We start from the raw sequence: 12145 nt of genomic DNA, 5'->3' as shown, positions 1-12145 counted from the left end.
GAGGGGAACCGCACGCTCCCGGCGACCGCGTTGACGCGCTCCGGCATCGCCGGGGACGGTGGTCTGCGTGACCCCCACTCCGCCGCGATCGCCGTCGTCCCCCCTCGTGCTCGAGCGACCGATGGTCAGCCCCGAGCCGCCGACGTGGCACGGGGCCGTGTGGGTCGGCGCGGTCGACGTGCGCGAGGTCCCGGAGGGCGACCTCGCCATCCCGCTCGCCGCCGCGGGCGGGTACTGCACCGCGCGCCTCCTCGTCCGCGACGGCACGGCGCCGCGCGGGTTCGTCGACCTGCCCGTGACCGACGGTGCGGTCGACGCGGGCTCACTGCGGGAGGCCGTCGCCGCGCTGCCCCCCGCCGCGCACCCGCCCGTCCCGTCCCGGCTGCCGCGCACGTCGGTCGTGTTGTGCACCCGCGACCGCGCGGACCAGCTCGCCGACGCGCTGCGGTCGGTCCTCGCGCTCGACCACCCCGACCTCGAGGTCGTCGTGGTCGACAACGCCCCGTCCGACGACGCGACGCGCCGGCTCGTCACCGCGCCGGGCACCGACCCCCGCGTCCGCTACGTGCTCGAGCCCACGCCCGGGCTGTCGCGCGCCCGCAACGCCGGTGTCCGGGCCGCCCGAGGCGAGGTGGTCGCGTTCACCGACGACGACGTCGTGGTCGACCCCGGGTGGCTCCGCGCCGTCGCGTCCGGCTTCGCCCGCGGCGAGGACGTCGTGTGCGTCAGCGGACTCGTCGCCAGCGGCGAGCTCCGTACACCGGCGCAGCGCTGGTTCGACGAACGGGTGACCTGGTCGCGGAACCTGGTGCCGCGGGTGTTCCGGCTCGCCGCGCCGCCGGCGGACCGGCCGCTCTTCCCGTTCTCGGTGGGCGACTACGGCACCGGCGCGAACTTCGCGGTCCGCCGCGACGCACTGCTGGCACTCGGTGGCTTCGACGAGGCGCTCGGCGTCGGCACCGTGACCGGCGGCGGCGAGGACATCGACCTCTTCGCCCGCGTCGTGCTCTCCGGGGCCGCGCTCGTGGTGGAGCCCTCCGCACTGGTCTGGCACCGGCACCGCGCGGACGTCACGGCCCTCCGCACCCAGGCGGTGGGCTACGGCACCGGGCTCGGGGCCTGGCTCACGAAGACCGCGCTGCGACCGCGCACGCTCGGGATGGCGCTCGTGCGAGCGCCCGGAGCACTCCGGCACCTGCTGGCAGGCCCCGCCGCGCCCGCGGCGGTCGGGACGGACGGCGCAGCTCGACCGGTCGCCGTCCCCGCCGCGGGTGACGCAGCCTTCGACCGCGAGGTGGCCGCCGTCAGGGGCGTCGAGCTCCGCGCGGTGCTGCGCGGCGTCGGCCGGTACGCGCGGTCACGGTGGACCGTCCGTGCCCGCACGACCGCCCGCCGCCGGCCGTCCTGACCCAGAACGGGGCACGACGGCACGGACGGGCCACTCCCGACCCGGATGCTGCGGCCCGGCCGTGCACCGGACGGGAGGCGTCGTGTGCGTCCCGACCGGACGCTGCGGCCCGGCCGTGCACCGGACGGGAGGCGCGCTACGGCTCCGTCCCGCGCCTCCCGGCCGTCCGTGCCCCGCTGCGGGCCCGCGCACGCTTGCGGGAACCCGTACGGGGCGTGGGCGCCCCGCAACCCGCCCCGTGCCGCGTTGACCGGTGCCCCGGCGCAGGACGAAGGTTGGATCGCCCGGGAACGGCGTACCCCCGTCCCCACGGCGAGGCAGCCCTGGCCCCGCCCGCGGAGCACCTCACCCCCACCCCCACTCGTCCCGCCGGCGCCCACCCAGCGCCGGACCCGCGGGACCACACCGCAGCCTGAACCCGACAGGAGCACCATGAGCACCACCGTCCGCCCGCGAGACCCCCGCGTCTCGGTCGTCATCCCCGCGCGGAACGAGGCGCGCAACCTCGAGATCGTCCTGCCGATGCTGCCGCCCGTGCACGAGGTGATCCTCGTCGACGGGAACTCCGTCGACGACACCGTCGCCACCGCGCGACGCGTGCTGCCGTCGATCCGGGTCGTGCAGCAGACCCGCAAGGGCAAGGGCAACGCCCTCGCGTGCGGCTTCGAGGCGGTCACCGGCGACGTCGTCGTCATGTTCGACGCCGACTGCTCCGCGGACGCTGCGGAGATCCCGCGGTTCGTCGACGCCCTCGTCGCAGGTGCCGACGTCGCCAAGGGCTCCCGCTACGCGCCCGGCGGCGGCAGCGACGACATCACCGTCGTCCGGAGCCTCGGCAACAGGGGGCTCAACCTGATCTCCAACCTGCTGCTCGGCGCCGCGTACACGGACCTCTGCTACGGCTACAACGCGTTCTGGACGGACACCCTCCCGACCGTGGGGCTGCTGCCCTCGACGCTGCCGCAGCCCGACGACGGCTCGATGCGCTGGGGTGACGGGTTCGAGATCGAGACGATCCTGACCTGCCGCTGGTCCGCCGCCGGGTTCGCGATCACCGAGGTGCCGAGCCACGAGAAGCTCCGCGTGCACGGCGTGAGCAACCTCAACGCCGTGAGCGACGGCATCCGCGTGCTCACGTCGATCGTGCACGAGCGTCGGCGCGCCCGGGGGTCGCGGACCGCGCCCGACTCGCGCCCGTCGCCGGTCGTGTCGGCGCGGGCCCCGTGGCCGTCCTCGACGAGGAAGCGGCGTGACGCTCCCCACGGTCGCGGTCGTCATCTGCGCGTACACGCAGCAGCGCTGGGGCGACCTGCAGGCCGCCGTCGAGTCCGCGAAGCGGCAGCCCGAGGCGACCGAGGTCGTCGTCGTGATCGACCACGAGCCGGAGCTGCTGCTGCGCGCCGCAGCGCGCTGGCCCGAGCTGCGCGTCGTCCCGAACACCGAGGACCGCGGGTTGTCCGGCGCACGGAACACCGGCGTGGCGCTCGCCGACTCGGACGTCGTCGCGTTCCTCGACGACGATGCCGCTGCCGACCCGGACTGGCTGATGCACCTCGTCGAGGCGCTCGAGCTGCCAGACGTCGTCGGCGTCGGGGGCCGGGCGATCCCGTCGTGGCCGGACGCCACCGGCGCCGGACCGTTCCCCGACGAGCTCCTCTGGATCGTCGGCTGCAGCTACACCGGGCTGCCGACCGAGGCCGGCGACGTCCGGAACGTGATCGGGTCGAGCATGGCCTTCCGACGGGACGTGCTGCTCGCCGCGGGCGGCTTCCGGTCCGGCATCGGCCGGGTCGGCAACCAGCCGCTCGGCTGCGAGGAGACGGAGCTCTGCATCCGGATCGCGCAGATGCGTCCGGAGTCCCGCATCCGCTACGAACCGCGTTCGACCGTGTCGCACCGGGTGTCGCCCGACCGGGTGTCGATGCGCTACGTCCGGCGTCGCAGCTACTACGAGGGCATCTCGAAGGCCGTCCTGAGCCGGCGGGTCGGTGCACGGGACTCGCTCTCGAGCGAGGGCACCTACCTGACCCGGGTGCTCCCGGGGGCGCTGCTGCGCGAGCTCGGTGCCCTCGGCCGTGGTGGTGGCACGCGTGCGCTGGCGATCGTGACGAGCGTCGCGGCGACGGTCACCGGGTACGCGGTCGGCCGGACGCTCGGGACCGTCGTGGTCCGGACGGCTGCGCCGGCCCCGGCCCCGGCCCCGGCCCGGGAGCGTGTGGTGGTCTGACCGCGGTCCCTCCCGGCGTGCGGAGGCCCCGGTGCCCGAGCGGGTGCCGGGGCCGTTCCGTGCGCCGTGCTGGGGCGCTCGTGCGCGCGGGCGCTGCTCAGCGCGAGCCGCCGCGGGCCGCCCGGAGCCGCTGCAGGAACCACGGCAGGCAGGCGAGCACCCCGACGACGCGCACGACGTCCCAGACGGTGTCCTGCGGCGCGACCAGGGACGCCGCGGCCAGGAGCACGGCGGGCACCACGACGAGGGGGACCCGGCGACCGGGACCCCGCCAGTCGCGCCGGTCCGGAAGCGCTGCCTGCTGGAGCACGGCGAGCAGCGCGTACGACAGCACCGTCGACAGTGCGGCGCCGGTGATGCCGAGCGGCGGGACGAGCAGCAGGTTCGCGCCGATGTTCACCACGGCGGCGGTGGCCGCGATCACGCCGACGGTGACGCCCCGGCGCTCCACGACGAGCAACCGTCCGGTGGCGCCGCTGGCGACCACCGGGAAGGCGGTCAGGGCGACGACGAACACCACGACGGAGAGCTCGTCGACACGGTACGACGCGGGGGCGAGCACCGGGAGGGCGACCGGCGACACGAGCGTCACGGCGAGGAGCACCGGCGCGAGGAGCAGGTAGAGCTCGTCACGGGCGTGCATCGCGAGGCGTCGGCGCTCGGCCGCGTCGCGGAGCGCGGCGAAGTGCGGCGCCCAGGCGCTGTTCGTGAAGGTCAGGAGCAGGACGACGGCCGATCCGACGACGTAGGCGATCTGGTAGCGGGCGACCTCGTCGGGCCCGAGGAGGCGCTGCACGACGATGCGGTCCCCGGCGTTCAGGACGAAGTACGACAGGTTGCCCAGCGCGATCGGCACGCCGAGCCGGAATGCCCGGGCCGTGGTCGCACGGTCGACCAGCCCGCGGATCCGCGGTCGGACGGCGACGACGCCGATGACCATCGCGACGCCCTGGGCGACGACGCCGCCCCAGGCGTAGGTGGTCGCGTCGGCGTGCACGACGAGGAGCAGGCCGAGGCCGATGACCGACCCGCCGACCGAGGACAGCAGGCTCGTCACCGCGAAGACACGGATCCGGTCCTGCGCGACGAGCAGCGCCAGAGACGTCTGCACGACCGCGGCCGGCAGGGTCCAGAGCACGGCGACCAGCAGCAGCGGGTGCGCTCCGACGAAGCCGGCTGCGTCGCCCCACGCCGGGATCGACCCGAGCGCGGTGAGCGTGACCAGGGTCGCGAGGACCGCACCGACGGAGACGAGACCGCGGGCCCTCCGGTCGTCGCCGTCCTCGGCGCGCTGCAGGACGGCTGCCTGGTCGATGCCCGCGACGGCGAGCACGCTGAGGGCCTGGTAGAGCGCGATCGCGGAGGCGAGCACGCCGAACTCGGCGGGCGGGAGCAGGTGCGCGAGGACGGGGGAGACGAGGGAGCTGACGACGAGCTGCATCGACCAGACGACGACGTAGAGCATGCCGCGGCCGAAGAGCGTCGAGGCGCCCCTGCGGACGGCGGTGCTGCCGGTGTCGGTGCCCGTGTCGCGCGCGGCGTCGGCGACGTGCCGTCCCGAGCGCCGTGCCGTCGTCCGCGTGGTGTCCCGGGCGTCGGACGGAGCGCTCACGAGGTGGTGACCTCGACCGGTCGCTGTCCGCGCAGGCCGACCGCGGCGTCGACGAGGTCGAGCAGGTCGGTGCTGCGGCTCGTCGAGAACTTCCGGGCGAACAGGTACGGCGGGTGCTCGGACGGCACGGTCCAGCGCTCGAGCAGTCGCCCGGCGTCCGAGGTGCCCAGCCACGGCGGGCTCTTCATCCGCGTGCCGTCCCACCCGATCCACCAGAGCGAGTGCTCGAGGTGCTCCTCGGCGAAGCCCGGCACCAGTGCGGGGGAGCCGAGGACCGACGGGACGAACGACTCGTCCGCGATCCAGGCGCGACGCCAGAAGCGCACGAGGTCCGGGCGGCGGTCGACGACGTCGAGGACGGCGCGGGCGTGCTCCCGGCTGACCACCTTCATCTGCGAACCACCGGTCAGGACGACGTCCTGCGGCAGCCGTCGCGGCACCGGCAGCCGGAGCATGTGCTTGCGCCAGGCCCAGTGCCGGTAGCGGAACCGCGACCACCCTCCGCCCCGCCAGTCCGGGTGCGGCAGCGGGTGCGTGACGAGGAACGAGCGACCGGGGTGGGCCGCGAGCTCCGCACGGATCTCGTCCGCGGTGGCGAGCGGGTAGTCGCTGCCCGTCAGGACCGCGACGTGGGTCGCGTCCGTCTCGGCCAGGGCAGCTCGGTACCCGGCGATCTCCGCCTCGGCGTTCTCCCACCGCGCCCATCCGGTGCGGAGCCGGTCGAGCAGGCGGACACGGGACGGCAGCCCTTCGGTCATCGCGTCGTGCACGCGGTCCGGGGTGCGGGCGTCGCAGTGCAGGAACACGGGGAAGGGGTCGAGTGCCGCGACGAGTCGGCGGACCTGGGTCGGGTCCTCGTGGGCGAGGACGACGCAGGCGAGTGCCGCGGTGGGGGTGGGCATGGCAGCGACGCTAACTCCGGCCCGGAGGACCGGACAAGGAGCCCCGGGGCGCCTGCGGGGATGCGGCGGTTTCCCGCACGGGCCCCCTGCGACCCGCCCGAGCAGCCCGCGCCGGGAGCGCGGACCGTCAGCGCCGGCGCCGGAAGCGCGGACAGTCGCAGAGTGCGCAGTCCGAGCCGGGCCGGTAGTGCTCGTGCGCGTCCTGCTGGTGGCCGCACGCGCACGTGGCGGTGTCGGTCGCGCTCGACGCGACGACGGGCAGCAGCGACACGGTCGCCACGGGAGCCGCTGCCCCCGTGCGGTCGGTCGGACGGACGCCACGGCGGGTGGTGTCGGTGCCCAGCAGCATGCGTCCTCCTCGCGCCCGACGCGCCGCCGTCGGGACGTGCTCGATCCTACGGCCGCGTGCGGTCGTGGGACCCGGATCATCCGCCGACGGAGCGTCCCGCCTGCACCCGGCGCCAGCGTCGACGGCTCCGGAACCACGCCGACGGGCCGGCGGGGAACCCCCGGAGCTCGTGGAGCGCCAGCGACCGCGGCACCGGCGTGCTCGGCGCCGCCGGGACCGTCGGGGTCGCCGCCTGCCGGTGGTCGGCGCCCCGCCCTCGGAACAGCGCGTCCGCCGCACCCCGGGCCTTCGCCGTCGCGGCGAGCGGCACCAGCCGTGCGAGGACGGCGAGGTGCCGCCGGTCCCCGGCCACCAGCGCGCAGAGCAGGGCCGAGAACCCGACCCCGTTGCCGTGCAGCTGCGCGTGCAGCTCGGCGACGGTCCGGCGGTGCCGGTGGTGCACGACCGCGCGGGGCTCGAAGCCGATGCGTCCGCCGCGCCAGAGGGTCTCGACGAACATCGCCAGGTCCTCGCCGCCGCGAGCGGGGGACCCGGCGCCGAGCGTCGGGTCGAAGCCGCCGACCGCCTCGAGCAGCGTCCGGCGGAACGCCATGTTCGCGCCGGCACCGTACGCGCCGATGCCGTACACCGGGAAGCGTCGACGGACCGTGCCGTCCGGGGAGACCGCGGCGGCACGGGCGAACCGCATCGCACCGGGCACGTCGTCAGGCGTGATGGTCACCGGCTCGAAAGAGCGCTCGCCGCTGAACCCTCCGTAGTAGGCCTCGTACCAGACCTGCGCGGGCGTCTCGAGCTCGGTCGGCAGGATCACGCCGCTGACCGCGTCCAGCCCGGGCTCCCGGACGAAGCGTTCGCCGAGGGCCCGGAGCCAGCGCTGGTCGACCCGGACGTCGTCGTCGGTGAACGCCACGACCTCGCCGCGAGCCGCCGCGATCCCGGCGTTCCGGCCGGCGGACAGTCCCGGTCGCCGTTCCTCGACGAGCCGGACCGCCCGCTCCGCGAGCAGGGCGGGCAGCGGGTCGTCGGCGGGCACCCGCACGCGGTTGTCGACCACCAGGACCTCGTGCTCCGGGTAGTCGAGGTGCTCGAGCACGTCGAGCAGTCGGCCGAGGTCCTCGACGCGGTCGACCACCGTGGACACGACCACGGAGACGGACGGCAGGTCGTGGTCGTCGACGGGCGCCGGCGCGGGTGCGGCGGACCCCTGCGACGTGGCAGCGAGTGCGGTCAGGACCATCGCGGCGTCGGACGGGTCGTCCGTCAGCGTCAGTGCGGCCGTGCAGACCGGGTACCCGTCACGGTGACCGACGACGAGTGCGTCCGCGCCGGTCGCGTCGGCGACGAGTGCCGGCAGGGCGGCGTCCAGGTCGACGTGCAGGACGCGCCGGGGACCGGGCACGACGGCGGCGGGGGAGTGGCCATGCCACCGGACGCTACGGGCAGCGCCACGGCCCGGCCAACCGTGGGGCGGACGGTGGCGGGAGCCGTGCGGAACACCGCAGGCGCACGCGTAGGGTCACCGGCATGGAGGTCACCAAGCTGGAGCACGCGTGCCAGGTCGTCACGAAGGACGGGGCGCGGCTCGTGATCGACCCCGGCGGCTTCACGCGCCCGGTCGACGTGACCGGCGTCGTGGCCGTCGTCGTCACCCACGAGCACCCGGACCACGGGACCCCGGAGCAGCTGCGGGGGATCCTCGAGCGGAACCCGGACGCGGTGGTCCTCGGACCGTCGGGGGTGCGCGCGGCGCTCGCCGACGCGGGCATCGCGGTCGAGGTGGTCGGTGACGGCGACCACCGCGAGCTCGGCCCCTTCACGCTCGACTTCCACGGCACCCGGCACCAGCGCATCCACTCCTCGGTGCCCGTCGTCGACAACACCGGCGTCATGGTCGACGGGCGGCTCTTCCACCCCGGCGACGCGTACACGGTGCCCGGCGTCCCCGTCGAGGTCCTCGCCGCCCCGGTCGGCGCGCCGTGGCTCAAGGTCGAGGAGATGATGGACTGGATCGCCGCCGTCCGCCCGCGGCGGGCGTACCCGGTGCACGAGGCGACCCTGTCCGAGATCGGCTTCGCGATGCACACGGGCCGGCAGCGCGAGGCGCTCGGGGACGGGGAACTCGTCGTGCTCCGGCCCGGCGAGTCGCTCACGATCTGAGCCCCGCAGCGTCGGCCCGGAGGCGCGGCACACCCGGGCGACACGCCTCGTTTTGGCAGCGTGCGCGCCTTGTGCCATACTTATCGGGTTGTCGGAACGGCCCCATCGTATAGCGGCCTAGTACGTCGCCCTCTCACGGCGGTAACGCGGGTTCGAATCCCGCTGGGGTCACCACTGGTGGCTAGCCTCCGAGTCCGACAACGAGTGTGTCCCGCTCCCGAGCGGGACGTGCGGCCCCATCGTATAGCGGCCTAGTACGTCGCCCTCTCACGGCGGTAACGCGGGTTCGAATCCCGCTGGGGTCACCACACCGCAGAACCCCCTCCGAGCTCCGGCCCGGAGGGGGTTCCGTCGTTCCGGGCTGCTGGTCTCCGGATGCTGGTTCCGGGGCGCTCGGCCCGAGTCGCTGCTGTTCGGGGGTCTCCGGCTGTCCGGTGCCGGACCGTGTCAGGCTCGCCCGCCGCGCTCGTGTCCCGAGAGTCGGCCGTTGGCGGCGGTCGCCGCGGTCGTCATCCGGTCGAGGAACGCCAGTGCCGAGCGGACCTCGTCGTCGTCGGACGCACGCAGGGCACCGGCGACCTCGCGTCCGGCGAACCCGAGGAACGCCTCGTTCGCCGCCCGCGCGGCCTCGGTGGTCCGGAGGGTCACGCGGCGACGGTCGGTGCTCTCCCGGTGCCGCGTGACGTGACCCGCGGTCTCCAGCCGGTCGACGAGCACCGACGTCGCCCCGGACGTCATGCCGATCTGCCGTGCGAGCTGCGCGGGGGACAGCGGCGTCCCCGCCCGTTCCGCCCACAGCACCTGCCCGAGAGCGTTTGCGTCGGTGGGGGACAGTCCCACCCACGTGCCGAGGTGCCGGTTCAGCTCGTCGAACGCCACCGCCCAGTCGCGGAGTCGGTGCATCACGGCGACCTCGTCCTCGTTCCATGCGGTCTCGAGCGGGTCGACGTCCGGCATCCAGGTTCCTCCACAGTCAAGTCGCTTCACTGTAAAGCACGAGCAGGCGTCACGGTCGCCGGCCGTCGCACACGAGGAGCAGGACATGTCCGCACCACACGCAGTGATCTCCGGAGCGAGCATCGCAGGTCTGTCCGCCGCCTGGTGGCTGCGGCACACCGGTTGGCAGGTCACCGTCGTCGAACGCGCCCCCGCCTTCCGCGACGGCGGCCAGAACGTCGACGTCCGCGGTGTCGCGAAGCAGGTGCTCGAGCGCATGGGACTGACGGAGGCCATCCGTGCCGCGAACACCACCGAGACCGGGACGGTCCTGGTCGACACCGACGGACGGGTCACCGCGACGCTGCCCGAGGGCCCGGACGGCGCGACCGCCGAGCTCGAGGTGCTCCGCGGCGACCTGGCCCGGACGGTCCTCGACGCGCTGCCCGACGGCGTGACCCTCGTGTTCGGGGAGCGGATCACCGACGTCGACGACACCGTCCCCGACCGTGTCACCGTCACGACCGACCGCGGTCGGGTCCTCCGGGCAGACCTGCTCGTCGTCGCCGAGGGGGTCCGCTCGACCACCCGGGCGCTCGTGTTCGACCACCCGGGCGACGTCGACGAACGGGACCTCGGGGTCACGATGGCGTTCGGCACGATCCCGCGCACGGACTCCGACGATCGCCGGTGGCGCTGGTATAACGCAGCCGGTGGACGGCAGGTGCACCTCCGTCCCGACCCGTACGACACCACCCGCGCGATCCTGGCCTGGGCCGGTGACGACGACGGGGCGACCGGCGCCGATCGCGAGCGGGTGCAGGAGCGGCTCGAGGAACGCTTCGCCGACGCCGGGTGGGAGGCGCGTCGCGTGCTCGACGGCTTCGCGACGTCGGACGACGTGTACGTCGACCGGCTCACCCAGGTCCGGATGCCCGTCTGGCGCCGGAGCCGGGTCGCCGTCGTCGGGGACGCGGCGTGGTGCGTCACGCCCATGGGCGGTGGCGGCGCGTCGCTCGCGTTGACGAGCGGGTACGTCCTCGCGGCGTCGGTGGCAGGTCGTTCCTCGGACCGCGACGAGCTCGACCGGGCACTCGCGGCGTTCGACGACTGGATGCGGCCGCTCGTCGACGACGTGCAGGGCATCCCGCGCGGGATCGTCCGGTTCGCCTACCCCCGCACGCGCTTCGGCCTCGCACTCCGTCACGTCGCAGACAAGGTGCTGCTCGAAGGGCCGTTGCAGGGCCTCGCGGCGAAGGCAACCCGCGTCGCGGAGACCGATCGCGAGCTGCCGCGCGTCCCTGCTGCCTGAGGCTGCGGACCGGCGCAGCGCGGCGGTCAGCGGTCAGTGGTCAGCGCTCAGCCGGGGTGTTCACCGAGCCACCGGTCCAGTTCGCGGGCTGCGGCCCGTCCCGCCCGGTTCGCCCCGACGGTCGACTGCGACGGGCCGTACCCGATGAGGTGCACGCGCGGCTCGCCGGCCACCCTGGTCCCCACCACCGGGACGCCGCCGAGCGGACCGCGCAGGTGCATCGGCTCCAGGTGGTCGAGGTCCGCGCGGTACCCGGTGGCCCAGAGCAGGACGTCGACCGAGGTGTCGGAGCCGTCGGCTTCGACGACACCGTACGGACGGATCCGGGTGAACATCGGCCGCCGCTCGAGCACACCGCGTCGGGCGGCGGCACGCAGGGCGTCGGTCCAGATCAGGCCCGTGTAGGACACGATGCTCGCGGGCGGCCGTCCGGCCCGGACGTCGTCAGCGACCCGGCGCTCGACGTCCACCCCGTCGACCTCGTGCACGAAGGCACCCGGCAGGAAGACCGGCTCGCGGCGGGTGTACCAGACGGTCGACGTGACGAGGCTGATCTCGTCGAGGAGCTGCACGGCGGAGATGCCGCCGCCGACGACGGCCACGCGCTTGCCGCGGAAGTGCTCGGCGTCGACGTACCCACGGCTGTGGAGCTGCTCGCCGAGGAACGAAGCGGCGCCGGGGACGTCCGGCACGACCGGTGTGTTCCACGTCCCGGTGGCGTTGACGACCGCCCGGACGTGCCACCGGCCGTGGTCGGTCGTCACCGTGAGTGGTCCGTCGGGTCGGTCGTCGACAGGGGTCACCGACCCGACCCGCACGGGACGCAGCACCGGGAGGTCCTCGTTCGCCTCGTAGGCGGCGAAGTAGCGGGGGACCGCGGAGCGGGCCGCCTCGGTGGGGTCGACGGGTGGGAGCGGCATGCCCGGCAGGTCGTGGATGCCGTTCACCGTCGCCATCCGCAGTGACGCCCACCGGTGCTGCCACGCTCCTCCCGGCCGTGCGTTCGCGTCGAGGACGACCACGGAGCGCTCGCCGGCCGCGTCCTCGGGGCCCGGCAGTGCCCGGAAGCCCCGACGGCGCAGGTGGTGGGCGGCGGAGAGACCGGCCTGACCGGCGCCGATCACGGCGACGGTCGCGCTCCCCGCCGCGGTGCTGACGTGCATCGGTCGAGCGTACCGGCGTGGGTGACCCGAACGAGGTGGAACGACCGGTCTCCCCCCGTCCGGGGTTCCTGTCGGGGTG

General features: G+C 74.8%; 11 protein-coding genes, 2 tRNA genes and 1 pseudogene. 7 read left to right on the top strand and 7 right to left on the bottom strand.

The window, feature by feature from the left end:
* Positions 1 to 67: 67 nt before the first annotated feature.
* Together LCG91_RS09920 and LCG91_RS16465 are read left to right on the top strand one after the other, a co-directional pair.
* Positions 68 to 1408, top strand: a complete 1341-nt coding sequence (locus tag LCG91_RS09920) for a glycosyltransferase family 2 protein (protein ID WP_224441277.1) — start codon at positions 68 to 70, stop codon at positions 1406 to 1408.
* Positions 1409 to 1453: 45 nt separating this feature from the next.
* Positions 1454 to 2179: pseudogene (locus LCG91_RS16465) on the top strand (glycosyltransferase family 2 protein); the annotation flags it as partial.
* Between the two features lie 131 nt (positions 2180 to 2310).
* Here the strand turns inward: LCG91_RS16465 and LCG91_RS09910 are convergent.
* Positions 2311 to 2544: a hypothetical protein gene (locus LCG91_RS09910; protein WP_224441276.1), complete on the bottom strand. Its 234-nt coding sequence runs from the start codon at positions 2542 to 2544 to the stop codon at positions 2311 to 2313.
* A 113-nt stretch (positions 2545 to 2657) separates the two neighbouring features.
* On the opposite strand from LCG91_RS09910, the gene LCG91_RS09905 reads away from it, so the two are divergent.
* The gene (locus LCG91_RS09905; protein WP_224441275.1) at positions 2658 to 3635 is read left to right on the top strand and encodes a glycosyltransferase family 2 protein; all 978 of its coding nucleotides are present in this window, start codon (positions 2658 to 2660) and stop codon (positions 3633 to 3635) included.
* A gap of 97 nt (positions 3636 to 3732) precedes the next feature.
* Here LCG91_RS09905 and LCG91_RS09900 read toward each other — a convergent pair whose 3' ends face one another.
* From LCG91_RS09900 to LCG91_RS09885, 4 genes are all read right to left on the bottom strand, one after another.
* Positions 3733 to 5247, bottom strand: a complete 1515-nt coding sequence (locus LCG91_RS09900) for a lipopolysaccharide biosynthesis protein (RefSeq protein ID WP_224441274.1) — start codon at positions 5245 to 5247, stop codon at positions 3733 to 3735.
* Positions 5244 to 6149, bottom strand: a complete 906-nt coding sequence (locus LCG91_RS09895) for a beta-1,6-N-acetylglucosaminyltransferase (protein ID WP_224441273.1) — start codon at positions 6147 to 6149, stop codon at positions 5244 to 5246. The genes LCG91_RS09900 and LCG91_RS09895 overlap by 4 nt, the downstream gene beginning before the upstream one ends.
* Before the next feature lie 127 nt (positions 6150 to 6276).
* Positions 6277 to 6498: a hypothetical protein gene (locus tag LCG91_RS09890; RefSeq protein WP_224441272.1), complete on the bottom strand. Its 222-nt coding sequence runs from the start codon at positions 6496 to 6498 to the stop codon at positions 6277 to 6279.
* 76 nt (positions 6499 to 6574) lie between these two features.
* Positions 6575 to 7897, bottom strand: coding sequence for a glycosyltransferase (locus LCG91_RS09885; protein ID WP_224441271.1), 1323 nt, complete (start codon positions 7895 to 7897; stop codon positions 6575 to 6577).
* A 125-nt stretch (positions 7898 to 8022) separates the two neighbouring features.
* Between LCG91_RS09885 and LCG91_RS09880 the strand changes: the two genes are divergently transcribed.
* From LCG91_RS09880 to LCG91_RS09870, 3 genes are all read left to right on the top strand, one after another.
* Positions 8023 to 8655 (top strand): MBL fold metallo-hydrolase, encoded by a 633-nt coding sequence (locus LCG91_RS09880; protein ID WP_058728182.1) that lies wholly within the window; start codon positions 8023 to 8025, stop codon positions 8653 to 8655.
* Positions 8656 to 8753: 98 nt separating this feature from the next.
* Positions 8754 to 8829: transfer RNA gene (locus LCG91_RS09875), tRNA-Glu, on the top strand.
* 58 nt (positions 8830 to 8887) lie between these two features.
* Positions 8888 to 8963, top strand: a tRNA-Glu gene (locus LCG91_RS09870).
* Positions 8964 to 9102: 139 nt separating this feature from the next.
* Here LCG91_RS09870 and LCG91_RS09865 read toward each other — a convergent pair.
* Positions 9103 to 9612 carry a MarR family winged helix-turn-helix transcriptional regulator gene (locus LCG91_RS09865; RefSeq protein WP_224441270.1) on the bottom strand — a complete coding sequence of 170 codons (510 nt, stop codon included), beginning with the start codon at positions 9610 to 9612 and terminating at the stop codon, positions 9103 to 9105.
* An 85-nt stretch (positions 9613 to 9697) separates the two neighbouring features.
* Between LCG91_RS09865 and LCG91_RS09860 the strand changes: the two genes are divergently transcribed.
* The gene (locus LCG91_RS09860) at positions 9698 to 10903 is read left to right on the top strand and encodes an FAD-dependent monooxygenase (protein WP_224441269.1); all 1206 of its coding nucleotides are present in this window, start codon (positions 9698 to 9700) and stop codon (positions 10901 to 10903) included.
* A gap of 47 nt (positions 10904 to 10950) precedes the next feature.
* Here LCG91_RS09860 and LCG91_RS09855 read toward each other — a convergent pair whose 3' ends face one another.
* A complete protein-coding gene (locus LCG91_RS09855) occupies positions 10951 to 12066 on the bottom strand; it encodes an NAD(P)-binding domain-containing protein (protein WP_224441268.1) in 1116 nt (371 codons plus the stop codon).
* Between the last annotated feature and the right edge of the window lie 79 nt (positions 12067 to 12145).

The sequence above is a fragment of the Curtobacterium sp. TXMA1 genome, assembly GCF_020162095.1.
Classification (GTDB): Bacteria; Actinomycetota; Actinomycetes; order Actinomycetales; family Microbacteriaceae; genus Curtobacterium.
The sequence above is the reverse complement of the archived record's forward strand: the minus strand, read 5'-3'. Positions and strand labels throughout refer to the sequence as shown.